At 43.7% G+C, this 24,240-nt stretch carries 19 protein-coding genes; 9 read left to right on the top strand and 10 right to left on the bottom strand.

What is annotated here, in order from left to right; genetic code table 11:
• Window position 1: 1 nt before the first annotated feature.
• The 3 genes from GO620_RS06770 to GO620_RS06760 are packed head-to-tail and all read right to left on the bottom strand — an operon-like array spanning window position 2 to window position 2,231.
• Window positions 2–349, bottom strand: a complete 348-nt coding sequence (locus tag GO620_RS06770; RefSeq protein WP_157523721.1) for a cupin domain-containing protein — start codon at window positions 347–349, stop codon at window positions 2–4.
• Entirely contained in the window at window positions 349–1,542 is a 1,194-nt protein-coding gene (locus GO620_RS06765) for an argininosuccinate synthase (protein ID WP_157523720.1), read from the bottom strand. The genes GO620_RS06770 and GO620_RS06765 overlap by 1 nt, the downstream gene beginning before the upstream one ends.
• The gene (locus GO620_RS06760) at window positions 1,542–2,231 is read right to left on the bottom strand and encodes a GNAT family N-acetyltransferase (protein WP_157523719.1); all 690 of its coding nucleotides are present in this window, start codon (window positions 2,229–2,231) and stop codon (window positions 1,542–1,544) included. Before GO620_RS06760 ends, GO620_RS06765 begins: the two co-directional genes overlap by 1 nt.
• A 402-nt stretch (window positions 2,232–2,633) precedes the next feature.
• Here GO620_RS06760 and GO620_RS06755 point away from each other — a divergent pair, with 402 nt between their 5' ends.
• On the top strand, window positions 2,634–3,467 hold the full coding sequence (locus GO620_RS06755; protein ID WP_157523718.1) for an MBL fold metallo-hydrolase: 834 nt from the start codon (window positions 2,634–2,636) through the stop codon (window positions 3,465–3,467).
• Between the two features lie 55 nt (window positions 3,468–3,522).
• The gene (locus GO620_RS06750; protein ID WP_157523717.1) at window positions 3,523–4,254 is read left to right on the top strand and encodes a glycosyltransferase family 2 protein; all 732 of its coding nucleotides are present in this window, start codon (window positions 3,523–3,525) and stop codon (window positions 4,252–4,254) included.
• A gap of 127 nt (window positions 4,255–4,381) precedes the next feature.
• Here GO620_RS06750 and GO620_RS06745 read toward each other — a convergent pair whose 3' ends face one another.
• Both GO620_RS06745 and GO620_RS06740 read right to left on the bottom strand, forming a co-directional pair.
• A complete protein-coding gene (locus tag GO620_RS06745; protein ID WP_157523716.1) occupies window positions 4,382–4,786 on the bottom strand; it encodes a hypothetical protein in 405 nt (134 codons plus the stop codon).
• 29 nt (window positions 4,787–4,815) lie between these two features.
• Window positions 4,816–6,216, bottom strand: coding sequence for a sigma-54-dependent transcriptional regulator (locus GO620_RS06740; protein WP_157523715.1), 1,401 nt, complete (start codon window positions 6,214–6,216; stop codon window positions 4,816–4,818).
• A 340-nt stretch (window positions 6,217–6,556) separates the two neighbouring features.
• On the opposite strand from GO620_RS06740, the gene GO620_RS06735 reads away from it, so the two are divergent.
• The 4 genes from GO620_RS06735 (at window position 6,557) to msrB (ending at window position 13,405) form a co-directional block, all read left to right on the top strand.
• Window positions 6,557–8,875 (top strand): penicillin-binding protein 1A, encoded by a 2,319-nt coding sequence (locus GO620_RS06735; protein ID WP_157523714.1) that lies wholly within the window; start codon window positions 6,557–6,559, stop codon window positions 8,873–8,875.
• 114 nt (window positions 8,876–8,989) lie between these two features.
• Window positions 8,990–12,136 (top strand): DPP IV N-terminal domain-containing protein, encoded by a 3,147-nt coding sequence (locus GO620_RS06730; RefSeq protein ID WP_157524322.1) that lies wholly within the window; start codon window positions 8,990–8,992, stop codon window positions 12,134–12,136.
• A 289-nt stretch (window positions 12,137–12,425) separates the two neighbouring features.
• A complete protein-coding gene (locus GO620_RS06725) occupies window positions 12,426–12,896 on the top strand; it encodes a fasciclin domain-containing protein (RefSeq protein ID WP_200230774.1) in 471 nt (156 codons plus the stop codon).
• 32 nt (window positions 12,897–12,928) lie between these two features.
• Entirely contained in the window at window positions 12,929–13,405 is a 477-nt protein-coding gene (msrB, locus tag GO620_RS06720; RefSeq protein WP_157523712.1) for a peptide-methionine (R)-S-oxide reductase MsrB, read from the top strand.
• A 56-nt stretch (window positions 13,406–13,461) separates the two neighbouring features.
• On the opposite strand, the gene GO620_RS06715 is transcribed toward msrB, so the two are convergent.
• From GO620_RS06715 to GO620_RS06695, 5 genes are all read right to left on the bottom strand, one after another.
• On the bottom strand, window positions 13,462–16,605 hold the full coding sequence (locus GO620_RS06715) for an efflux RND transporter permease subunit (RefSeq protein ID WP_157523711.1): 3,144 nt from the start codon (window positions 16,603–16,605) through the stop codon (window positions 13,462–13,464).
• A gap of 49 nt (window positions 16,606–16,654) precedes the next feature.
• The gene (locus GO620_RS06710; RefSeq protein ID WP_157523710.1) at window positions 16,655–17,755 is read right to left on the bottom strand and encodes an efflux RND transporter periplasmic adaptor subunit; all 1,101 of its coding nucleotides are present in this window, start codon (window positions 17,753–17,755) and stop codon (window positions 16,655–16,657) included.
• 24 nt (window positions 17,756–17,779) lie between these two features.
• On the bottom strand, window positions 17,780–19,054 hold the full coding sequence (locus GO620_RS06705) for a TolC family protein (protein WP_157523709.1): 1,275 nt from the start codon (window positions 19,052–19,054) through the stop codon (window positions 17,780–17,782).
• A 542-nt stretch (window positions 19,055–19,596) separates the two neighbouring features.
• Window positions 19,597–20,373, bottom strand: coding sequence for an amidohydrolase (locus tag GO620_RS06700; RefSeq protein ID WP_157523708.1), 777 nt, complete (start codon window positions 20,371–20,373; stop codon window positions 19,597–19,599).
• Between the two features lie 19 nt (window positions 20,374–20,392).
• Entirely contained in the window at window positions 20,393–21,538 is a 1,146-nt protein-coding gene (locus GO620_RS06695) for a methionine aminotransferase (RefSeq protein ID WP_157523707.1), read from the bottom strand.
• A 79-nt stretch (window positions 21,539–21,617) separates the two neighbouring features.
• On the opposite strand from GO620_RS06695, the gene GO620_RS06690 reads away from it, so the two are divergent.
• Genes GO620_RS06690 through GO620_RS06680 form a run of 3 tightly spaced genes read left to right on the top strand, consistent with a single transcriptional unit; the run spans window position 21,618 to window position 24,200 of the window.
• Window positions 21,618–22,586 carry an ABC transporter substrate-binding protein gene (locus GO620_RS06690; RefSeq protein ID WP_157523706.1) on the top strand — a complete coding sequence of 323 codons (969 nt, stop codon included), beginning with the start codon at window positions 21,618–21,620 and terminating at the stop codon, window positions 22,584–22,586.
• The gene (locus GO620_RS06685) at window positions 22,586–23,458 is read left to right on the top strand and encodes an ABC transporter permease (RefSeq protein WP_157523705.1); all 873 of its coding nucleotides are present in this window, start codon (window positions 22,586–22,588) and stop codon (window positions 23,456–23,458) included. The genes GO620_RS06690 and GO620_RS06685 overlap by 1 nt, the downstream gene beginning before the upstream one ends.
• Window positions 23,451–24,200 carry an ABC transporter ATP-binding protein gene (locus GO620_RS06680; RefSeq protein WP_157523704.1) on the top strand — a complete coding sequence of 250 codons (750 nt, stop codon included), beginning with the start codon at window positions 23,451–23,453 and terminating at the stop codon, window positions 24,198–24,200. The genes GO620_RS06685 and GO620_RS06680 overlap by 8 nt, the downstream gene beginning before the upstream one ends.
• The last annotated feature ends 40 nt before the right edge of the window (window positions 24,201–24,240 follow it).

The following is a 24,240-nucleotide window of genomic DNA, read 5'->3' as shown; positions in this document are numbered from 1 at the left end:
ATTAGCAATTGGTTCGGTCATTTTTTGTTGATGGTTGAGAGTACAAAATGAATTCGAGGTCGCCAGCGGATTCGTTGCTTACCCTATGCTTTTGGCCTGCTTTAATTTCTATACCCTGATGCATGTTTACTATATTAGTAACTTGGTCCACCTCAAATGTGGCAGTGCCTTTAAGAATAAAGAAGAACTGGTTTGCCTTGTTGTGATAGTGCAATGCCTCCGCTGTTCTCGCAGGCATCAGTTCTTGTTTTACCGAAAGATCGTCTGTGTCCACAAAATTCCACCCGGTACAATTATCACCCCAAGTGTATTTGCTTAAACATTTATCTTTAGATAAAATAGCATTCATTACTCGGCACTGTTTACTTTGTGATAGATCATCACCTGGTTACCAAAGATCTTAGAGAAACCTTTAACATCTTCGCCGGTCCAGGCATTATTCATTTCGCCGTAGCTGCCGAATTTATTAGACATCAGGTCATGGTCAGATTCGATGCCTGTTACCTGGAAACGGTATGGGTTAAGCTCTACAAAAACTTTTCCGCTCACTTTGGCTTGCGTGCTGTTTAAGAATGCCTCAATATCGCGCATAATAGGGTCATGGAATTGGCCCTCATGCAGCCAGTTGCCGTAAAAAGATGCTAGCTGGTCTTTCCAGGACAGCTGCCATTTGGTAAGCACGTGCTTTTCTAATGTGTGATGAGACTTAATGATAACAATTGGTGCCGCGGCTTCAAAACCTACGCGGCCCTTTATGCCGATGATGGTATCACCAACATGAATATCCCTACCGATTCCGTAAGGCTGAGTGATTGCTTGCAAGGCTTGTATCGCTTTTGTTGGATGATCGTAGCCTGTCCCGTCGATCGCAAATAATTCGCCTTGTTTAAATTCGAGTGTAAGGTTTCTCGCCGCACTTTCCGTCACAGGGGTTGGCCACGCATCTTCTGGTAAACCTAAGTTAGAAGTAAGCGTTTCTTTTCCGCCTACAGAGGTTCCCCAAATACCTTTGTTGATAGAATATTTAGCCTTTTCAAAATTCATGTCAACACCGTGCTCCTTTAAATAGGTAATCTCTTCTTCACGGCTCAATTTAAGGTCGCGGATGGGAGTGAGGATCTTCACATCCGGTATCAGGATATTAAAGATCATATCGAAACGCACCTGGTCATTACCTGCACCGGTGCTGCCATGGGCGACAAATTCGGCACCTATTTCCTTAGCATAGTTTGCGATGGCAGTTGCCTGGCTAACGCGCTCAGCACTTACAGAAAGAGGATAGGTATTATTCTTCAACACATTGCCAAAGGTTAAATACTTAACGCAGGTATTATAAAAATTCTCCGTTTCATCAACCACGTGATGCGATGTAACGCCCATTTTGTATGCACGTTCTTCAACGCCTTTTAACTCCTCATCGCTAAAACCACCGGTATTTACAATTACCGAGTGCACTTCCATGCCGAGGTCTTGCGTTAAGTATATGCAGCAAAATGAGGTGTCGAGGCCGCCGCTATAGGCCAATACAACTTTCTGTTTCATTAGTTATCAAATAGTTTGTGTAATAAGGCGCTAATGCCCAAAATGGTAATTATTTTAGTTGAACGCAGTTTCAAGGCGTTCTCTATACGCTCCAGCAAAGTTGCTTTATGCGATATTTCCTTAAATTTATCTTCTTTGTGTTTTTGTTTTTCAGCCGGGTCGTAAAGCATCGCCGTGCACATACAATTCTTGCGTTCCTTACTCATCAAAATATCGTAATTAACGCAACTGCGGCAACCTTTCCAGAAATCTTCATCCTGTGTAAGTTCAGAATAAGTAACCGGCTCGTAGCCTAGTTCAGAGTTGATCTTCATTACGGCTAAACCTGTAGTAAGCCCGAAGATCTTGGCATCCGGATATTTGGAACGGGATAATTTGAACACTTCGTGCTTGATAGCATTTGCCAATCCAACCTTACGGAATATGGGATTAACAATAAGTCCTGAATTGGCAACAAAATCGCCATGGCTCCAAGTTTCTATGTAGCAGAAGCCGGCCCAGGTACCGTCTTTATGGAATGCAATTACCGCCTTCCCTTCAAGCATCTTATTGGCGACGTACTCCGGCGAGCGCTGTGCTATACCCGTACCGCGTGCCTTAGCGCTCTCAGCCATTTCAATGGTGATCTGCTGAGCAAAATCAACATGCTTTTCTGAGGCGACTAGTATATCAAAATCTTTAATGGTCATTTTGGAAACCCTTTAAACTTGCTTGGCTTTTGGGCCGTAAATAAATAAACGTTTAAGGAGTAAAGTGTTTCACACTTTAATTGAGGATGGTGCAGAATTTAGCAGCACAGGCTACATTCACACCCTGGGGATATAGATCCTTCGTCGTGAAGGGAAAATTGAAAGATCAGTACAACGCAAAGCAACGGCAGCGGGTGCAAATTTTGCACAGGGGGCCGTAGATGTAAAGCTCTGAACGTTCATTATTTAATGATTTTAACCGTCTTTAAATTTTGTGCAAATTATTGCATTAATTTTTATTTATACAAGTAAAAAATGCGATAGAGGGACATTAGGTTTTTGAACTGACAATTTTTTAAACATTACTATAATTTTTAGCAGAAACGCCGTTAATTTGTAGTAATGTCTTTATACATCGCGTCAATTAATTCCGGAAGCAACGGTAATTGCTATTATGTTGGCAATGAAACCGATGCAATATTAGTAGATGCCGGTTTATCCTGCCGCGAAATCGAAAAGCGCATGGCGCGTATGGGCCTCGATTTAAAGATGGTGCGTGCTATATTTATTTCCCACGAGCATACCGACCATGTTACCGCGGTGCCGGTATTGGCTAAGAGATACGACCTGCCGGTTTACATTACCCCAAGAACTACATTTACCGGCCGTCAGTTCTTGCAGCAACACATGATATTCCCATTTGTGGCTTATCACCCTGTAAGTATTAATGGCATATCTGTAACTGCTTTCCCTAAGATACATGATGCTGCGGAGCCGCACAGTTTTACTATAACTTACAATGGTATTAAGGTTGGCGTAATCACCGACATCGGCAGCGCATGCGATCATGTTATTGCAAACTTTAAAGGTTGCCATGCCGCATTTCTGGAAGCCAATTACGACGAGCAGATGCTGATGAACGGCCGCTATCCATATCACCTAAAACGGCGCATTAGCGGTGGCAGGGGGCATATCTCTAATGCCCAGGCATTAAAATTATTTACGGATCATAAGTCTGCGCATATGAGCCATTTGCTGCTGGCACATTTATCCCGCGATAACAATGATCCTCAATTGGTTGAAGATCTGTTTAGACTACATGCAGGCCGCACCAATATTGTGGTGGCATCGCGTTTTCACGAGTCTGCTGTTTATCATATTACCGGCAAACACATTGCCGAGCCGGTTGTTCCGCTGTGGACTGAATCGAAGCAACTCCAATATGCTTTATTTTGATATATAGCGGTTTTGCTTATCTTAATAAAATCTAAGCCTTACGCTTTCTACCTGCATGAACGCCAAGATCAATAAGTTATCTATAGTTATCCCCGCTTATAATGAAGCAAATACTATCCACCTTATCCTGAATAAGATAATGGCGGTTGATCTGCTCGATGACATCGAAAAAGAAATTATCATTGTCAACGATTGTTCTACAGACGATACTGCCGGCGCAGTTGCCAATTATTGTGCAAAATATCCGGGCGTGAATATTCAATATTTCGAGCATGAACTAAATAAAGGAAAGGGTGCGGCCTTACATACTGGTATTTCTAAAGCGACCGGAGAGTACCTCATTATCCAGGATGCCGATTTGGAGTATGATCCTCAGGAGTACAACGACCTGCTGAAACCCATTTGCAAAGGTTTTGCCGACGTGGTTTATGGTTCCCGGTTTATGGGCAGCAACCCGCACCGTATCTTGTTTTTCTGGCATACCATCGGTAATAAGTTCCTCACTTTTTTGTGCAACATGTTTTCCAATCTTAATTTAACAGACATGGAAACATGTTATAAGTTGTTCAATACCAAATTGATACAAGGTTTATCTCTACGGGAAAATCGCTTTGGTTTTGAGCCCGAGGTAACCATCAAACTTTCACGCATCCCAAAACTTCGTCTTTACGAGGTTGGCATATCTTACTATGGCCGTACCTACGACGAAGGCAAAAAGATAGGATGGAAGGACGGTGTGCGCGCCATCTATTGTATTCTGAAATATGGCTTATTTGGAGCAAAATAGCATAGCAGCGGTCATGCCGAACTTGATTCGGCATCTCACTTACAAATCAAATTTTCATTGGTGATGGGATCCCGAAACAAGTTCGGGATGACATGGCAGCTATGAACCATCAACTTTGATCTATGGACTATTTGATCATCACTCCGGGCTTATTTAGTACCGGCAGCCTTATGAAATTCGATTCCACAATGCTCTCCGGCAGGAAGATAAATTTCTTATCGTAGATTTCTCGGCCTATATAATAGCTTAACCAGTATTCATTACTCAAACCAAATGTCGCTTCGTCTATTGGTTCTATCAAGGCATAGGCACCGGCGTCTAACTGCGGGATCATGTGGCGCAAAACCGATGTTTTCACCTGTTCGCCATTTTTTTCGCCGTAACCTTTTGATGTGATGAGTACATTTTCTATAGCTGTATCCTTTAAGTTGATTAGGTAAACGTACCAAAGCTTGCTTTCAATATCTTCCTTTTCGAGTGCTACACCAATAGCAACGTCTTCAACTCTATTATCGGGAATATCTTTTTTCATGGTATTTAAGCAGTTAAATGCAAAAGGGGCTATTCGCCCCTTTTTAATCCGTATTTCTCAATTTTACTGTAGAGGTGGCTGCGCTGAATGTCAATATCATCAGCGGTTTTAGACACGTTCCAATTATTTTTTTCCAGTTTAAATTTTATGTATTCGCGCTCTGCGAAATCCTTGTATTCCTGAAAGTTTTTAAACTGATTAAAATCCTGCTGAGGGGCAGCAGCTGTGGTTGACCCTATAGCTGCTTCTCCGCCTGCGTGTGTAACCGGCGCGGAAGGGTTGGCAAATGCCTTTACGTCCGCGTCCGTGATCACCTTATCGCTCAGGATGATCAAACGCTCAATCATGTTGCGCAGCTCGCGGATATTTCCCGTCCACGGCAATGCCTTAAGTGCTTCCATACCGGCTTCTGACACCTTTTTAACCGTCATGCCATACTCATTGCATATCTCTTCGAGGAAATTCTGCGTAAGCAATGGAATGTCATCGCGGCGCTCTGTCAACGGCGGGACATGTATCAATATTACGCTAAGGCGATGATACAAGTCCATACGGAAGTTGCCATCCTCAATTTCCTTAAGCAGGTCTTTGTTAGTGGCAGCAACTACGCGCACATCAACTTCAATTTCCTTTTCGCCGCCAACACGGGTTATCTTGCTTTCCTGCAGCGCACGCAGAACCTTTGCCTGGGCCGAGTGGCTCATGTCGCCGATCTCGTCCAAAAATAATGTACCACCACTTGCCGATTCAAATTTACCGATACGTTGTTTTACAGCTGATGTAAATGAGCCTTTCTCGTGGCCAAATAATTCGCTTTCGATTAATTCGGAAGGGATGGCCGCGCAGTTAACCTCTATGAGAGGAGCATTTGCACGATTAGATTTTTCGTGCAGCCAGCGGGCCACCAGTTCTTTACCGCTGCCGTTGGCGCCGGTGATCAATACACGGGCTTCTGTAGGTGCCACACGGTCGATCGTTTCCTGTATACGGCTAATGGCTTGCGAAGTACCCAAAATTGGCCGAACCTTCGATACCTTGCGTTTTAAGGTTTTGGCTTCTGTTACTAAGCTACCACGGTCAAGCGCGTTGCGAACGGTAATTAATAAACGGTTTAAATCTGGTGGTTTAGAAATAAAGTCGAAAGCACCTTTTTTGCTGGCTTCTACTGCTGTTTCAACAGTGCCATGGCCCGATATCATGATGAAAGGCAGATCCGGCTTAATGGTTAAACCTTCAGTGAGCACTTCCATGCCGTCCATGCGGTTCATTTTGATATCGCACAGTACAAGGTCATAATCATTCTTTTTGATCAGTTCCAGGCCGTCTATACCATTGTCTACATCCTCAACGATGTAGTCTTCATACTCCAATATTTCCCTTAACGTGCTGCGGATGGCACGCTCATCATCAATAATTAAAATTTTAGCCATTTGCGAATTTGAAATGCTCTATCAAAGCGGGCTAATATAGGTATTAGCGTTTAATTGTATAGAAAAATAAACAGTATATAGTTTTCAAGCATAGTACGTACAATACGTAATATTGTTTTAGGCTCGGTGCGTCTTAAGTCTTTTGCATTGATAGATAGGTTGCTATTTGACCAGAAAAGTAATAGTTGAAGAATTGGGCTATGTGGTTCAACTATTCGTTATGCACGATCACATTTAAAGTGTTCTTTATAACCAAACTAAAATTTCATTGTTAAAATTACGTTAGTAATATTTGCAGCGCAAAAACCTAAAAAGCGCAATTAATTCACATATTTACGCAATGTTCAAACGTATCAGCAACAAGATCCTGCGTGGTTTCCTTATATTCATCTACTTTGTAATTATCTTTTTTTGTGCAATAGAACTTAACTTTTTGTGGCTGTTTGGTTACTCGCCTGACATGCAGGATATTAAGACACACACTCTTTCCACCGCATCAGAAGTGTATTATGCCGATGGAAAACTTATCGGCCGTTATTACAAAGAAAACCGTTCACCGGTAGAGTTTAAGGAGATATCCCCAAACCTTGTAAACGCGCTTATTGCTACCGAAGACGTACGTTTTTATAACCACTCCGGTGTTGATTTTTACTCGTTCGCTACCAGTTTAGTGTCTACAGCGAAAGGCGACAAACGGGGGGGGAGCACTATTACGCAGCAATTGGCAAAAAACCTTTTTTCAACCCGCAAACGCAAGTCGCAAGGGGTGATAAGGCACATCCCGGTATTACGGACAATCGTTTCTAAATGTAAAGAGTGGCTAACGGCGTTCAAGATAGAACACGTTTATTCTAAGCAACAGATATTGACGCTGTATTTCAATACTGTACCTTTCGGTAATAATACGTTTGGTATCAAGACAGCGACGCTTAAATACTTCGATAAAAACCCAAACGAAGTGGACCCAGCCCAAGCTGCAACGCTTATTGGCATGCTTAAGGGAACTTCGGTGTACAGCCCGATAAGATATCCCGAACGTTCTATAGAACGCAGAAATACCGTGCTGGGCCAGATGGAAAAATATAACTACATTACCAAAGCGGTGTATGAGGAAAACGAAAAAAAGCCGTTAAACCTCGACTTAAGCTATGTAGAGGATGACGCCCAGGGCGACTCATACCTTCGCCACGCTGTAGAAAAATGGCTTGACAAATGGCTGAAAGCCAACGACTATGATCTTTATGAAGATGGTCTGAAAATTTATACTACCATTGATTCCCGCCTTCAGCAATATGCCGAAGAAGCCGTTGCCCTGAAGATGCGCATGCTGCAAAGACGGTTTTACGGTCTTTGGGGCAAGAAAGAGCCCTGGCGCGATTCTAAAGGTGTTGTCATAAAAGATTTTTTATTAAAGGCGGAGCAGAAGTTACCTATTTACGATCTGCTTGAGAAGAAGTATAAGGGCGATACAGTACAGATACAGCAATATTTTACAAAGCAAAAAAAGATGCGTGTGTTTAGCTGGATAGGTGAGCGAGATACCACAATGTCCACTGCCGACTCCATAAAATATTACGCTAAAATCTTAAACACCGGGATGATGACTTTAGAACCTTCTACTGGGAAGATAAAAGTTTGGATAGGTGGTATAAACTTCAATCACTTTAAGTTCGATCACGTAAATCAGGCCAAGCGGCAGGCTGGATCTACATTTAAGCCGTTTGCCTATGTTACAGCCCTCGATAACGGTTATACTCCGTGCGACAAGTTTACAGATAAACCTGTCTCTATAAATTATTCTGAAAATGGCAAGCCAGAAGTTTGGGCGCCCAACAACGCCGATTTCCACTTCTCTTACCGCGATATGTCCTTGCGTTGGGCTATGGGTAAATCTGTAAACTCAATTACTGCCCAGGTAACAGAAAAGGTAGGCTGGGACAAAGTCGTTGAATACGCACATAAGTGCGGTATTGAAAGTCCGCTCAAATCTGTGCCTTCTGTTTCATTAGGCTCTAATGATGTATCTGTTTATGAAATGGTGCGTGCCTACAGTACATTTTTAAATAAAGGCAACAAGATCGACCCCATACTGGTGACCAGGATCACAGATCATAATGGCAACATCATAGATGAGTTTCAAAAGAAAGAAGAAAAAGTCTTAAGCGAAGAAACTGCCTGGCTGATGCTTTACATGTTCCGCGGTGGCATGGAAGAGCCGGGCGGCACCTCGTTGGCCCTTTGGGAGTACCCGGGTCTCTGGAAAAAGAACAGCAATCAGATTGGGGGCAAAACAGGCACATCAAGCGATTATGTTGACGGTTGGTATATGGGTATTACTAAAGACCTGGTGACAGGAATTTGGGTAGGCGCAGACGATCGAAGCGTGCACTTCACCACATCAGAAACAGGCGAGGGGTCACACACGGCTCTGCCGATATTTGGTGCATTTATGGAAAAAGTATATGCCGATCCAAAAAGTGGTTATACCCCGGGGCCATTTCCTAAACCATGGAGCAAGATCACTAAAACATATGAATGCCCGTCGCCGCACATTTCTTCTGACACGCTGGCAACCGATAGCCTGTCTGCTCCCGTAGATACTACCAAAGTGCAGGCACCTGCTTCAACACCTGCAGAACCGACAGCGCCACCACAGTAAAATTTAACATTTGTAATGCGGGTGATTTTTTATTTTAGCAATACATAACCCAAGCCGCATATGCAGAGTTTCTACGCCTTAATTGTCAGATCTAAAACTTTAACTATCGCGATCATGATCGCGGTGCTTTCTGCTTTTGTTGCCGGCAATGCGCATGCGCAGTACTTTGGGCAAAACAAGGTGCGGTACAAAAACCTCAAATTTAAGGTGTACAAAACGCCGCACTTCGAGATCTATTATTACATGAAAAATGATAGCCTCCTAAAACGCTTTGCACAGGAAAGCGAGTTGTGGTACACTTTGCACCAGCAGGTTTTTAGGGACACATTCCGCAGGGCAAACCCAATAATTCTTTATGCCAACCACCCCGACTTTCAGCAGACTACAGCTATAGATGGCGAGATAAGCGTGGGTACGGGCGGTGTTACCGAGGGTTTAAAAAACCGGGTAGTAATGCCCATTATGGAAACCAACCAAACCACGCGGCACGTTATAGGGCATGAGTTGGTACACGCTTTTCAATATCACTCTCTGTTAACCAGCGACACCACCAGCCTGGCTAGTTTAAACAACTTGCCGTTGTGGATGATAGAAGGTATGGCTGAGTACCTGTCATTAGGTAAAAAAGACGCTTATACAGCCATGTGGATGCGCGATGCTTATTTAAACCATGATATCCCAACCCTGCGCGACCTGACCGAGAGTACCAAATATTTCCCTTATCGTTATGGAGAAGCTTTCTGGTCGTTTTTGGGTTCAACTTATGGCGACACTATCATTGTTCCGTTTTTTAAAAATACGGCTCGTTTCGGTTTACAATATGGCATCCGCCGCACCTTTGGCTATGATGACAAGACACTATCTAAACTCTGGAAAAATTCGATCGAGACTACCTATCAGCCTTATTTAAAAGACACCTTACAAACCCCTGTAGGAAAGCGAATTATCGACAATAAAAATGCCGGTGATATGAACGTTGCGCCTTCAATAAGTCCCGATGGTAAATACCTCGCGTTTCTCTCAGAAAAAGACCTTTTTACAGTAGACCTATATCTGGCCGATGCAAAGAGCGGCAGGGTAATTAAGAAGTTAACTAGTAAGGTATCAAACACCCACATAGACGAATTTAATTTTATCGAGTCGGCGGGAACATGGTCGCCTGATGGCAAGAAGTTCGCCTTCAGCGTATTTAACAATGGGCGCAACCGTATGCTGATAGTAAGCATTCCTAACGGACGCGTGCTGGAAGATATCTCAATGGGCAAGGTAGAGCAGTTCAGTAACTTGTCATGGTCGCCGGATGGCAAAAACATTGCTTTCCAGGGAATGACTGAGGGACAGGGTGACATCTACACGTACAACTTTGACACCAAAAAGGTAACGCAGCTCACCAACGATAAATATTCAGACTATCAGCCCACTTACTCCCGCGATGGCCGTAAAATCATCTTTTCAACAGACCGCACTACATATGATAAGTCGCTAAGCCAGGAGATCACTTTTAATTTGGCAGAAATAGACGTTGCAACCGGGTTGGTGAATAACCTGAATATTTTTAACGGCGCAAACAATCTAAATCCGCAATATTCCGCAGACGGTTCGCAGATCTACTTCCTGTCAAACAAGGATGGCTTCCGTAATATGTACCGTTACACCTTAGCATCGGGCAAAACTGAGCAGATGACAGATCTGTTTACGGGCATCAGTGGTATAACGGAGTATTCCCCTGCTTTAAGTGTGTCGGCGTATGACGATATAGTTTATTCCTACTATCGCCGCCAAAAATATGCCTTGTACAATGCAAAGGCATCGGAATTTAAAGCGACGACAGTAGAGGCCGGGCAAACCAACTTCGACGCTGCCATGCTGCCGCCGCCTCGCTTTGTTGGTGTAGACCAGATTAATGCCAATCTGCAAAATTACTTAGCCTATCCACGCATCCCGGTTGATTCTATCAAAAATGTCCCTTACCGCCCGCAGTTCAAATTAGACTATCTGGCCAGCAGTGGTGTTGGGGTAGGTGTGAGCACATACGGCGCGGGTTTAGCCAGCGGCATACAAGGCGTATTCAGCGACATTTTAGGCCGTAACCAAATCTTCGCAGGTGCATCCGTTAACGGCGAGGTTTACGATTTTGGTGCGCAGGTAGCTTATATAAATCAGCAAGGCCGATGGAATGTAGGCGGCGCGTTATCGCACATCCCATTTCAGTTTGCTAATTATAACCGGGTATCAACTACCTATAACAACGGTGGCAAACCTATCCCGGCTTACGAAGACAGGTTTGATATCATCCGTATATTTCAGGACCAGGCAAATTTGTTCACAGCTTATCCTTTCTCAAAGGTTACCCGATTAGAGTTTGGCGGCGGAATATCACATTATTATTACCGCGTAGACCGCTACAGCACTTACTATGATACCACATCGCTGGCGCCCATCGCCTTCGAGAAACATCACGTTGCTAATAGCGACTACCAGGCAGATCCGCTAAACAGCAACATAAGGCTTACACCTTTTACCATACTTCAGGTAAACACGGCTCTGGTGGGCGACAACTCTTTCTTCGGCGTAACTGCACCGCTTAACGGTTTCCGTTATCGCATACAGGCCGAGTACGATTTCGGCAGTGCAAATTATTTTGCGCCAAGTATAGACCTGCGGAAGTACGAGCGGGTAGCACCTGTAACCTTTGCCGGCAGATTTTATACATATGGGCGTTTTGGGCAGGTTGGTAATTTGCTGTACCCGCTTTTTGTAGGATATCCTTTTCTGATACGGGGTTACGAATACAACAGCTTTTACAACAGCCGCCAAACAAGTGGTAACGGGTTTACTGTAGACCAGTTATCTGGCAACCGCATAGCAGTAGCAAATTTTGAAGTAAGGTTACCATTTACCGGCCCTGAGAAATTGGCGCAAATAAAATCTAAGTTCTTGTTTACCGATCTGAATTTATTCTTCGACGCCGGATTGGCGTGGAACCAGGGTAACGAAATAAAATTCGCCCTTGCACCTGATGCCATCGGCACTGCCCCCGTGTTGGATGCCGGCGGGAAACAGGTTTTAGGCGCGAGTGGTAAACCCGTGATGCAAACGCTTTATAACACCAATCAGCGGGTGCCGGCTTTGAGCGCCGGGGTTTCGCTGAGGGTCAATCTTTTCGGTTACCTGGTTTTGGAGCCATATCTGGCAATACCGTTTAACCGTACGGATATTGCCAAGCCTGTATTTGGTTTAGGGTTCACGCCGGGTTGGTAAATTGATATCGCCCAAAAGATGTCATCTCGAACGAAGTGAGAGATCTTCTAAATTGATAGCGTAGAAGTTTTTAATCACTATATCTTTAAAGTAACGATGAAATTTCAATATGAAACAAACTAACGCATCTGTAAGTTAGGTTAATATGAAATGGCTGCCTTTATTTCTTTTGCTTTTCCCTTTTGTTTCCCTTGCTCAACGGACGCCAGTCATAGCCACTGACCCCTCTGATACAATAAAGGTTGCGCGCCTTAGGAAGAATAAACCCGAAGAATCTAACGGAATCAAAATGGGTACGGCCTATGATATTTGGGAGAACGTTTCCCAAACAACGCAACTAACCTCGCTAAGTAAAGCCATCCGCGCATCGGGTTTGATTTCTACATTTAGAAGTAACGGCCCGCTGACATTATTTGCACCTGATAACAGCGCCTTTCAAAAACTGCCGAAGCGGATGATGGATACCTTGATGAAGCGCAAGCATGTACTTGATCTGAGCGCTTTGCTGACAGGGCAGGCTGTGCCCGGCAATCTTTCTATAAAGGACCTTGAGAAAATGATAGATGATAAGGCAGGCCAGGCACGGTTGACCACGCTCGGCGGTAACATTATCATTGTATCAAAAGGGGATGGCGACGATCTGGTACTGACCGACGAGAGAGGCAACAAGGTGAAGATCATTGCAAATGACCTGACGCAGCGCAATGGTTATATCCATGTCATAAACGGGGTCTTAATGCCTAAACCGCGCGTGTTATGAAACTATCCTTTAAATCTGAACGTAATTGAGATATGAAAAACTTAGCAAATGTATTGATGGCCGGCGCGGTGATGTTGTTTAGCTGCCAGCAAATGAACGGGCAGTCAAAAAACCAGCCCTCAAAAGCCACGAAAGAAGCAAAATGGAAAGGTAAGCTTTCTCCTAACGCTTACTATATAATGGTTGAAAGCGGCACAGAACCGCCATACAAAAATGCCTATTGGAACAACCACGAGAAAGGCGTTTACGTGAGTGCTGCTACGGGCGAGGTATTGTTTTCTTCTGACGATAAATTCGACAGCGGCACGGGCTGGCCAAGTTTTGTTAAACCGGTTAATTCGAGCAAAGTTGAGGTTGTAAAAGACAACAGCTATGGCATGAGCCGCGACGAAGTTGTAGAGAAAAGTACAGGTTTACACTTAGGCCACGTATTTGATGACGGCCCTGCCGACCGTGGTGGCAAACGTTACTGCATGAATTCGGGCGCGTTGAAGTTTATCAAGAAATAAGCGTTTCTGGACGAAATAAGAAAGCCCGCAGGATCTCTCTGCGGGCTTTTTTCTATTTATGCGCCTCCTTGTATAGCACCGATTTTCTTTAACAGTTTGCGGTTTTCGCGACGGTGGATCAACCGCCAGACCATAGCATAAATGATCGGCAGTATGAGCAAGGTAAGTATGGTTGATGTCACCAAACCGCCGATCACCACAATAGCCAGCGGCTTTTGAGTTTCTGAACCAATGCCTGTAGAAACGGCAGCCGGCATCAAACCAATAGCTGCCATTAAAGCTGTCATCACCACCGGACGCACACGGGATATCACCCCATCTAAAATTGCCTCATTAAGCTGCATGCCTGCCTCCATATTCTTTTTGAATACAGAGATAAGGATCACACCGTTTTGGATACACACACCAAACAATGCAATGAAACCGATACCTGCTGATATACTAAAATTTATGCCAGTAAGGTGTAGTGCCAGTATGCCACCAATCAACGCGAACGGTACATTCAGGATAACCAGGAACGCGTCTTTAGCATTACCGAAAGTCATGAACAACAGCAGGAATATAACCAATAAACAGATAGGCACCACGTGCGACAGCGTGTTAGACGCGCGTATCTGGTTTTCAAACTCACCGTTCCAGGTAAAGCTGTAACCATGGTCTAGTTTTACAGCATCGCCAACCTTGTTTTGTGCTTCGGCAATGGTGCTGCCTAAGTCGCGGCCACGCACAGAGAATTTTACTGCGATGTAGCGGCTGTTATTGTCCCGGTAGATAAATGCAGGGCCGGTTAATATTTTGATTGTTGAAATTTCCTGCAACGATATCCTTGAACCACTTAGCGTTGGGATCATCAGGTTGCGGATCTTGTCCTGCGTATCGCGGAACTGCTTTTGGTAACGTACCCTTATGTCGAACTTACGTTCACCCTCGTATAATACTGATGCTGCCTTACCACCGATAGCCATCTCGATAACCGCATTCGCGTCGGCAACGCTTACGCCATATAATGCCATCTTGCGCTGGTCCAGCTCTATTCTAAATTCAGGCTGACCAAGATTGCGCAGGACACCCAGGTCTTCAACACCCTGGATGTGCTTGAGCACGTTTACCACAGCATCTGCTTTTTTATCCAACACCTCAAAATCCGGCCCGAATATCTTAACAGCCATAGACGCCGGCACACCGGCGACAGCTTCTGCAACATTATCACTTATAGGCTGCGAAAAGTTATAGATGATACCCGGATACTCGCTCAGCTTTTTGTACATGTCGGCTATGAGTTCATCCTGGGTAATGCCGCGCTTCCATTCTTTTTTAGGTTTTAAATCAACCTGTATCTGCACGTTAAAGAAACCTTTTGGGTCGGTACCGTCATTTGTGCGGCCCACCTGCGAAAGGGTTTGCTTAACCTCGGGGTAGCCAGCTAAGATCTGGCGCATCTTGTTGGTGATATTCACAGAGCTTTCCAGCGATGTACTCATCGGCAACTGGGCGGTAACCCATAAGGCGCCCTCATTTAATTGCGGTAAGAACTCTGTACCCAGCAACTTCGCCGAAGCGAAAGTAAGCACCATAAAGACAACAGAAACGATAAGGCTTAGCTTCTGGTTCTTATAAGTGAAGTTGAACATGCGGCGCACGCCGTTCTCAAAGAATAACACTACAGGGTTATGCTTTTCCTTCACATTTTTATTAAGCAATATGCTCGATAGGGCAGGAACAAGGGTAAGCGTGAGAATCAATGCACCTAACAAGGCAAACCCAAGTGTGTAGGCCAACGGCGAGAAAAGCTTGCCTTCTACTTTTTGGAACGCGAAGATGGGCACCAAACAGGTAAGAATGATCACCTTAGAGAAGAAGATGGCCTTGCCCATCTCCGTACCTACATTTTTAAAAATGCTGAGCTTAGCCAGGCGGTTAAACTTCGGCATGCCTACCGCGTGGGCCTTATGATCAAGTGCAACGAATATACCCTCAACCATTACCACCGCGCCGTCTATGATGATACCAAAGTCAATTGCGCCCATTGATAGCAGGTTGGCGCTCATGCCCTTTATACGCAGACAGATAAACGCGAAGAGCAAAGCAAGCGGAATAACCAATGCTACCGTAACAGTCGTACGCCAGTCGGCCATAAAAAGGAATACAATAACTGTTACCAGCACAATGCCCTCTATAAGGTTATGGATCACCGTTTCGGTGGTGAAATCCATCAGGTTGGTACGGTCATAAAAGGTATCTATCTTAACGTCTTTAGGCAAAACGTTTTCGTTAAGATCTTTTATTTTGGCATGCACGCGGTCCAGCACCTCTGCAGGGTTCTCGCCTTTACGCATCACAATGATACCCTCTATCATATCGTTCTGCTTATCGCGACCAACCTGACCTAAACGCGGCAATCCGCTTTCCTTGATATCAGCAACGTCTTTTGCCAAAATAGGAACGTTGTTTACGTTCTTAATGATGATGTTAGATATCTCGTCGATGTTATTTATCAAACCGATACCACGCACAACATAGGCCTGGTCGTTCTTTTCGATCACATCGCCACCCACGTTAATGTTACTACGATTGATGGCGTTATAGACGTCAAGGGATGTCAACTCATACTTGCGAAGCAGGGAAGGGTTAACGCTTACTTCGTAGGTTTTTTCTTCGCCGCCAAAGCTGTTTACGTCGGCAACACCCGGCACTGCTTTGAACTGACGATCGAGTACCCAATCCTGTATGGCGGTAAGATCATGAAGCGACTTAGTTTTACTTTTTAACGTGTAGCGATAGATCTCGCCTGTAGGGCCATAAGGCGGCTCAACCTCGGGTTTCACGCCATCCGGAAGGTCAGCATTACTTAGACGGCTTAACACCTGCTGACGCGCGAAGGCATCATCGACACCATCATCAAAGATGATACGCACATAAGATAAACCGAATGATGATGTGGTGCGCAGGTTAGATTTGCTTTGTACCGAGTTTAAAACCGTCTCCAGCGGGATGGTGATCATCTTTTCGACCTCTTCGGCACTGCGCCCCGGCCATTGCGCTATGATGATGATCTGTGTATTGGTAACGTCGGGAAAGCTTTCGATAGGGGTATTGCTATAGCTCCAAACACCCAAAGCTATAAGCACCAGCGTCATAAAAAACACAAAAAACCTGTTCTTTAATGAAAACTGTATAATGCCTTTAATGAATTTATTCATTGTTAATTACTGGGGTAGTTAAATAAGAGATGTAATAGTCGACAAATAATTACTCGGCTATCAACGCATCGTATAAAAGCAATTGGTTTTTTGAGATCACCTTGTCGCCGGGGTTAAGCCCCGCGCTGATGTATGATACATTGTCCACGCTTTTTATTACAGTCACTTCCTGCACCCTAAGGTTACATTTGCCGTTGTACACCACCACAAAGTATTTGCTGTTATCAAATACAACCGCAGCTTTCGGTACCGATACCGCTTCTTTATTTTCGCTGTTGGTTACGGTTACGCTTGTAAACATTTCGGGCTTCAATAGTAAATCAGGGTTGGGCAGGGTGATCTTTATCTTCATCACCTTGTTATCCGGGTCGAGCACAGAACTTACCTCATTTACCTTGCCGCTAAACACTTTACCGGGGTAGGCAATGGTAGTCACTTTAGCATCATAGCCTTGTTTTACTTTAGCAATGTCGCTTTCAAAAACGTTAGCCCAGATCCAAACATCCTTCATGTTAGAAATGGTGAATAAACTGGCGCTATTGTCGGGGCGGATGAAACTGCCCTGAGTTACATTTTTCTCTACCACGTAACCGCTTTCAGGCGCTTTAACTACCAGTGTGCCGCTGGCGTTGGTATTACCGCCACCGTTGATGGCTATTTGCTGGCGTATTTTACTGCTCGATGCAACTGCTTTGTTATAATTTTCTTTTGCTTCAGTATAATCACGCTCACTTGAAATGCCGTTTTTATAAAGATACTCCGCTTGCGACAGTTGGCGTTTAGCGATAGACAGGTCAGCGTTTGATGATGTTAAGTCGGTATAATTACCGGCAACGTCCGCACTGCGGATAACAGCTAAGGTCTGGCCTTTGCTAACCTTATCGCCAAGTGAAACTTTAACTTCCATTACCTGGCCACTAGAGAAAGGAAATACCTTAACCACATTATTATCATCAAAAGATACCTCGCCGGATAGTTGCAGCTCATCCTTCATAGCGGTTGCTTTCGCGGTATCAATAGTGATGAGTTTAGCCATAGAGTCGCTTACGCAAACTTGTTTAGCTTCTGTTGTGGCCTCGGTTTTATGCTTGCATGCTGCCAGTAAAGTAATGGCGCTAAGGCCGGCAGCTAACAAATTATTTTTAGTCATTATAAGTTTAGTTTCGGGGGATTATTAAGGTTTAACTATTGTTGTGCCTACGGCAAAGTTTAAAGTTGCGATAGATTTTTGCAGGTTGTATTGCTGCTGCAGTATTTTAAGCTTGGTATCTTTGTAGCTTTCAAAGAAGTCTATAAACTCCACCAGGCTTATTTCGCGGCGTTTAAAAGCAGTGGTCATGGCATTAAACAGCTTATCGTATTGCTCGTTGAACTGTATCTGCTGGGTGGTAAATAGTTTTTGATTTAGCTGATATTGATATACCGCTTCTGCAACATCATTACGCAATTTAATTTCTGTATCCTGGAGCGTTGCCTGCTGGCTCATCATATCAAACTTTGCGGATTTGATATTGCCCTGGTTACGGTTAAAAACCGGTAGGGGTAACCCTATTTGCAAACCATAATAGTTTGGCGCATAGCTGCTGTTCTTATCGAAAGAGCCACCGATAGTTACATCCGGCGAAGCCAAAGCCTTTTGGTATTTTAAATTATCTGTAGATGATGCCAATTGATATTGACCCGATAAATAGTCTGGACGATTTGCCTTGGCCTGTTCTATTAGTGACGCAATGTTAAGATCAACATTCATAGCAGGTACATCATTAACCTGGGGCGATACAAACGTAGTTTCCTTGATACGCATAAGGCTTTTTAATTCAGTCTGCAATTCATTGATCTGGCGGTTGTTTTCAACCATATCATTCTGCAAGCCAAATAACAACGCTTTTAAGCGTATGAGATCCTTCATAGACACATTACCGGCATCAAAGGTCTTTTGCGTTATGTCTACCAGATTAGATGCAGCAGCTATTTCGTTTTTATAGACCTCGTTTTGTTTTACAAGCGTAGCTACCTGCCCGAAATCTAATTGCAGGTTGTAGCGCAGGTTACGCATCAGATCATTTAAAGCTGCTTGCTGAACCTGGGCGTTATCTTTGGCTACCTGTATCTGCTTACCGCGTTTCCCGGCTGTCAGGAAGACCTGGCTTAACTGCACAAACACCTGACCGAAGCCATCGCCATGTTTAAAGAATTTTCGGCTCTCACCATCCCAGATATTTTGATCTGTGCTTAGGGTAGGGTTATCCCAAAGGCGCGCCTGATCGATAAGGGCTTTGGTAGACTCTACATTATATTTCTGTGCTAAGAGGCTCAGGTTATTTTGCAGGAAAGCTTTTTCGGCATCCTGAAAATTAATTTTCAGCGTATCGGTCTGTGCATTAGCGGGTATTGAAAAGGATAAGAGAAGAGCAGCAAATAAGTATGTTATTCGTTTGTTTAGTTGCATTTCGGAGTTTCTATTCGACGTAACAAATTTTATTAAACCGTATGAATTTTTAATGAAGCATTAACCGTTTAAGCCATCTGTTGCACAACTGACTGGTAATATGCGCTATGTGATAGTATTATGACAATTTTCTTAAATGGAATTCATCTGGCGGTAGTGCTATTTAGAGATAAGTCACTTACGCAACAATGGCAAATGGGCTTATGAAAAAAAGAACTAATAATATTCCGAATAACCGCTTTTTTTTATCACTCTCGTTTTCCCATCGCTTGTGTAGTTCGAAAAAGGAACCATTATATAATCTGTAATTTACAATAAATAGTGCAGGAACCAGAATTATAACGACCCATTTTATTTGTTGCAAGACAAATTGCAACTCGCCTTGCGTTAAACAAAAAAAACCAAAGACCTTAATAGCGGATAATAAAAATAATAGCTGTATAAGGCAAATTAAAGCAATCGCCCTTAACCCGATGTCTGTAGGATATTTGAGGTAGAGCTTCGTTACGCGATATTAGAAATATTTAAAAAGGAGATTCAATCTACTGCAAAGTAAAATGGTCAGCGTCTTTAAGAAAAGGAAGTGACTGCCTTGTTTTTTCTACCTCATCTAAACTAATGGTAAAAGTATAAAGGTCTTCTTCGTCACGCTTGTAGTAGACTACATTTCCAAGAGGGTCTATACAGCTGGAATCACCAGAGTGATAAACTTCGTGTCCATCATGGCCGACACGATTTAAACCAATAACGTATGCTTGATTTTCGATTGCCCGCGCTGTGATGAGGCTGCGCCAGTGGTGCGAGCGGCGCTCGGGCCAGTTGGCTACAACAATAAGTAAATCATAAACTTCATCTACATTATTCAACCAAACAGGAAAGCGCAAATCATAACAAACAACCGGACATATCCTCCAGCCATTTAAATCAACGATTAGCCGTTTATTGCCTGCTGTGTAGGTATTTTCCTCTTTAGCAAGCGTAAAAAGGTGTTTCTTGTCGTAAGTTTCAAAACTTCCGTCCGGCCGCATCCATATCAACCGGTTATAATATTTCCCGTTTTCTGATATGATAACACTTCCAGTTATAACAGTATCATATTTCCGGGCGGTCTCTTTCATCCAGCTAATTGTCTTACCATCCATGGTTTCGGCAAGTTCTGCGGCATTCATAGAAAACCCTGTTGTAAACATTTCCGGTAAAATGATCAGATCCGTTTTTTCGCGGATGCTCGATAATTTAAGACTTATATTTTGTAAATTTTTATCTGTGTTTTCCCAAAACAAATATCCCTGGAATGTGGTGATTTTTAAGTTTCCCATAATTAACGGCTTTAACGATTTATAAATTTAATAATCTCTCAACGGCTTTATCAAGCGTTTCTTGCTTTTTCGCAAAGCAAAACCTCAACACAGATTCATTACCTGCGCGCGAGTAAAATGCAGATATAGGTATCGAGGCAACCCCAAATTCTTTAACCAGGCGAACGGCAAAATCACTATCCTTTTCATCTGTAACGTTTCTATATGTGACTGATTGGAAATAGGAACCGCTGCATGGCAGCAGATCAAATTTAGTTGCAGCTAAAGCTTCTCTAAAATAATCACGTTTTTGCTGAAAAAAATCAGCCAGCCCTAAATAATGGTTCTCATCCTTTAAATATTCCGCAGCCGCGATCTGCATAGGCGTGTTCACACTGAAGACGTTGTACTGATGTACTTTTTTAAATTCATTCATCAGTTGAGAAGGTGCCATGCAATATCCTATTTTCCAGCCTGTTGTATGAAACAACTTCCCAAAGGAAGCCACAACAAAACTGCGTTCTTTTAGCTCCCGGAACGCAGCCATGCTCAGGTGTTTGTGCCCATCAAATACCAGGTGTTCATACACCTCGTCACTCAAGATAATAATGTCTGTGTTTTTAACCAGCGATGTCAGTTCTTTAATGTCCTGCTCATTTAAGATTGTTGCTGTAGGATTGTGCGGCGAGTTAAGGATGATTAGCCTTGTTTTGTTAGTTGTAAGCTTACGCACCATTGCCCAATCTATCCTATAATCGGGTTCGTGCAGTTGCAGCGACTTAACAATGCCGCCGGCAAGCTTGACGGCAGGGGCATAGCAGTCATAAGCCGGTTCAAAAATGATCACCTCATCATTTGGATTTACAACCGCGGTTATTGCTGTAAAGATAGCCTCGGTACCGCCAGCTGTAACTGTGATCTCCGTGTCGGGATTGTAAGCAGCGTTGTAAAGTTTATCAGCCTTCTCTGCTATGCGTTCGCGTAATTCAACCGCACCCGCCATTGGCGCATATTGATTATGTCCGGCAAGCATAGCTTTATTAACCAGTTTGATCAGTTGCGGATCGCATGGATAATCGGGGAAGCCCTGAGAAAGATTGATAGCCTTGTGTTCATTTGCAAGGGCCGACATTACAGAAAATATGTTGACCGCTGTTTGGGGCAGTTTAGAGACTATGGATGACATTGTGCCCTAAAATATGGAAAACAGGTCATAAAACGAGGATCGCATTTACGCCTTAATGGTAAATAGCTAATTTAGTGAAATGAAATACGCTGCCCTGCTTATATTTGTAGCCCTTCTTACGTTGACTTTCGGTTGTAAAACGCGCGACAAGAATGTTCCTGTTGTTGGCTTTGCCGATGCGTTCGAAGACGCGACTATATCTCAGGCCCGCGATGGTTTTACTGATGCACTTGCCGCTAACGGCTTTAGTAAAGAAAAGCATACTGTTGACATTGAGTACCGCAACGCACAGGGCAGCATACCTACACTTACCCAAATAATTAATCAGTTTGTATCAGAGAAAGTTGACCTTATTGCTACCTGCACAACACTTTCAACAGTTACAGCGGCGCAAAAAACGAAGGCTATCCCAATAGTAATGATGGTGTCACCGACATTGGCACGAGCCCACTTATTAGACGCTAGCGGGAAAGGCCCGTCAAATCTTTTCGGCGCGGTTGAAGATCTAAATTATATTGACACGTCGTTTTCGATTATTCCCAAAGTACTGAAGCCAAAATCTGGTAAGTTGGTGGTCGGTATGATCTACAACCAATCTGAGCCCCAATCTGCCGATGCGTTGGAACGAATTAAAGGCCTTGCCTCAAAAATGAATGTGAACATTGTTGCCTTGCCATTAAATAGCAGCGCAGATGCGCAATTGGTTACACAATCTTTGCTATCAAAAAATATTGACGCGTTTTTCGCTAACCCCGATAACACCGTATTCGCAGCGTTTGAAACCATTTTAAAAAGTTGCAACGCCGTTAACGTGCCTATTTTCACCAGTGAGGCAGGCTTAGTTAAGCGTGGGGCAGTAGCAGCCTTTGGTGCAGACATTTATCAGTGGGGGTACCAGGCAGGTCTGCAAGCTGCACAGTATCTTAAAACCCGGTCTATGAATGGCTTAAAGCCCGAGATGGTAAAGATTCGCAAAAGGGTTTACAATCCCGCTGCTGCCGCGAAGTATAACATAAAATTGCCAAATAATTTTCAGCCGGTTAAGTAATGGGGTTTTATCTGACGGCTATATTACAGGCGTTGTGCCTATCCGGACTGGTGCTGGGTATCTATATTTCCATGAAGATCTTCAACATCCCGGATATTACTACCGATGGCAGTTATACATTAGGAGGGTCAGTTACGGCCGCAATGCTTAGCCATCAGCAATCATTGTGGGTTACAATACTAGTGGTTTTGGTAGCGGGGGCGGTAGCCGGAGCACTAACAGGCCTCATTCATACCAAATTAAAAATCAACGCTTTGCTTGCGGGAATTTTGGTCATGACCGGTTTATATTCCATTAACCTGACCATCCTCGGACGCTCCAATGTGCCCTTGATCGGTACAGCATCGATTTTTGAACTTATCCACTTAAAGATTGACAGCAATGTAAACAGCCTGATCATGTTGATAGTTATAGGTATTACACTGATGGCAACGATTGGCTATCTCCTCAAAACAGATTTCGGTATCGCCATGCGCGCCACAGGAAATAGCGAGCAGATGATCAAAGCCCTGGGCGTAAGTACCGACCGCATGAAAATAATCGGCCTGGCTGTCGCTAATGTGCTTACCGCCTTAAGCGGTTTCATGATGACGCAACTGCAGGGTTATGCGGACATTAACATGGGCATTGGTATTGTCATTACGGGTTTAGGATCTGTGATCATTGCAGAAACACTGATCAACTGGTTAAGAATAAATGCTATCAACACTGTTTTAAAATTAGTAATTGTTGGTGCGGTAATATTTCAATTGGTTTTAGCACTCACGTTAGCTATTGGAGTAGATGCCAATTTGTTAAAATTAGTAACTGCTGTTTTTGTCTTGCTCATCGTGGGTTTGCCGCGTTTGACTTTATCCGCCCGCAATGATTGAGATAAATAACCTTGTAAAAACCTACAATAAAGGTTTGGACACAGAAGTACTTGCATTGCAAGATATCAATCTCAACATCTCAGACGGACAATTTTTAGTCATTGTCGGGGCAAACGGATCTGGTAAGTCAACTTTACTCAATGCTATTGCAGGCAGTGTTTTGCCAACATCAGGCGAGATATTATTTGATGGACAAGCAGTAACCAAACTTAGAGACTTTGAGCGCAGCAGGTGGATAGCACGTATATTTCAAAACCCTCTAAGTGGCACTGCCCCGGGCCTTAGCATTATTGACAATTTTAGGCTGGCTGCGTTACGAACTAAACCGAAAGGCCTGACCGTAGGCATTGACAGTACCTTCAGAAAATTAGTACAAGAAAAGGTTTCTGTACTTGGCCTTGGCCTGGAAAACAAACCGGATGCGTTAATGGAAACATTGTCTGGCGGGCAGCGGCAGGCGCTTACCTTACTGATGAGCACTATGGATGAGTGCAAAATATTATTGTTGGATGAGCCAACCGCGGCTCTCGATCCAAGGTCAGCAGATATTGTTATGCGCACTGCTGATAAGATCATTCAAAGCCTAAACCTCACGGCCATATTGGTGACCCATAATCTTAAAGAGGCATTTACTTACGGCAACCGCATTATACAAATGGCAGAAGGAAGAATAATAAAAGACTTTGACCAAGATTGTAAACAACAATTAAAACAGGCCGATCTTTTCGAGTGGTTTAGCTAAGATCAAAATTGTGGCAAAGTAATTGTATTACGCATGCCAC

The organism is Mucilaginibacter ginkgonis (assembly GCF_009754905.2).
GTDB classification, from domain to species: domain Bacteria; phylum Bacteroidota; class Bacteroidia; order Sphingobacteriales; family Sphingobacteriaceae; genus Mucilaginibacter; species Mucilaginibacter ginkgonis.
The sequence above is the reverse complement of the archived record's forward strand: the minus strand, read 5'-3'. Positions and strand labels throughout refer to the sequence as shown.

Coding starts and splice junctions, on each gene's coding strand:
- GO620_RS06710 (WP_157523710.1), bottom strand. CDS start 17,755: ATGACTAAAAATAATTTGTTAGCTGCCGGCCTTAGCGCCATTACTTTA.
- GO620_RS06730 (WP_157524322.1), top strand. CDS start 8,990: ATGATCGCGGTGCTTTCTGCTTTTGTTGCCGGCAATGCGCATGCGCAG.
- GO620_RS06695 (WP_157523707.1), bottom strand. CDS start 21,538: ATGTCATCCATAGTCTCTAAACTGCCCCAAACAGCGGTCAACATATTT.
- GO620_RS06700 (WP_157523708.1), bottom strand. CDS start 20,373: ATGGGAAACTTAAAAATCACCACATTCCAGGGATATTTGTTTTGGGAA.
- GO620_RS06715 (WP_157523711.1), bottom strand. CDS start 16,605: ATGAATAAATTCATTAAAGGCATTATACAGTTTTCATTAAAGAACAGG.
- GO620_RS06735 (WP_157523714.1), top strand. CDS start 6,557: ATGTTCAAACGTATCAGCAACAAGATCCTGCGTGGTTTCCTTATATTC.
- GO620_RS06705 (WP_157523709.1), bottom strand. CDS start 19,054: ATGCAACTAAACAAACGAATAACATACTTATTTGCTGCTCTTCTCTTA.
- GO620_RS06740 (WP_157523715.1), bottom strand. CDS start 6,216: ATGGCTAAAATTTTAATTATTGATGATGAGCGTGCCATCCGCAGCACG.
- GO620_RS06745 (WP_157523716.1), bottom strand. CDS start 4,786: ATGAAAAAAGATATTCCCGATAATAGAGTTGAAGACGTTGCTATTGGT.
- GO620_RS06690 (WP_157523706.1), top strand. CDS start 21,618: ATGAAATACGCTGCCCTGCTTATATTTGTAGCCCTTCTTACGTTGACT.
- GO620_RS06755 (WP_157523718.1), top strand. CDS start 2,634: ATGTCTTTATACATCGCGTCAATTAATTCCGGAAGCAACGGTAATTGC.
- GO620_RS06725 (WP_200230774.1), top strand. CDS start 12,426: ATGGGTACGGCCTATGATATTTGGGAGAACGTTTCCCAAACAACGCAA.
- GO620_RS06765 (WP_157523720.1), bottom strand. CDS start 1,542: ATGAAACAGAAAGTTGTATTGGCCTATAGCGGCGGCCTCGACACCTCA.
- GO620_RS06680 (WP_157523704.1), top strand. CDS start 23,451: ATGATTGAGATAAATAACCTTGTAAAAACCTACAATAAAGGTTTGGAC.
- GO620_RS06770 (WP_157523721.1), bottom strand. CDS start 349: ATGAATGCTATTTTATCTAAAGATAAATGTTTAAGCAAATACACTTGG.
- GO620_RS06685 (WP_157523705.1), top strand. CDS start 22,586: ATGGGGTTTTATCTGACGGCTATATTACAGGCGTTGTGCCTATCCGGA.
- msrB (WP_157523712.1), top strand. CDS start 12,929: ATGAAAAACTTAGCAAATGTATTGATGGCCGGCGCGGTGATGTTGTTT.
- GO620_RS06760 (WP_157523719.1), bottom strand. CDS start 2,231: ATGACCATTAAAGATTTTGATATACTAGTCGCCTCAGAAAAGCATGTT.
- GO620_RS06750 (WP_157523717.1), top strand. CDS start 3,523: ATGAACGCCAAGATCAATAAGTTATCTATAGTTATCCCCGCTTATAAT.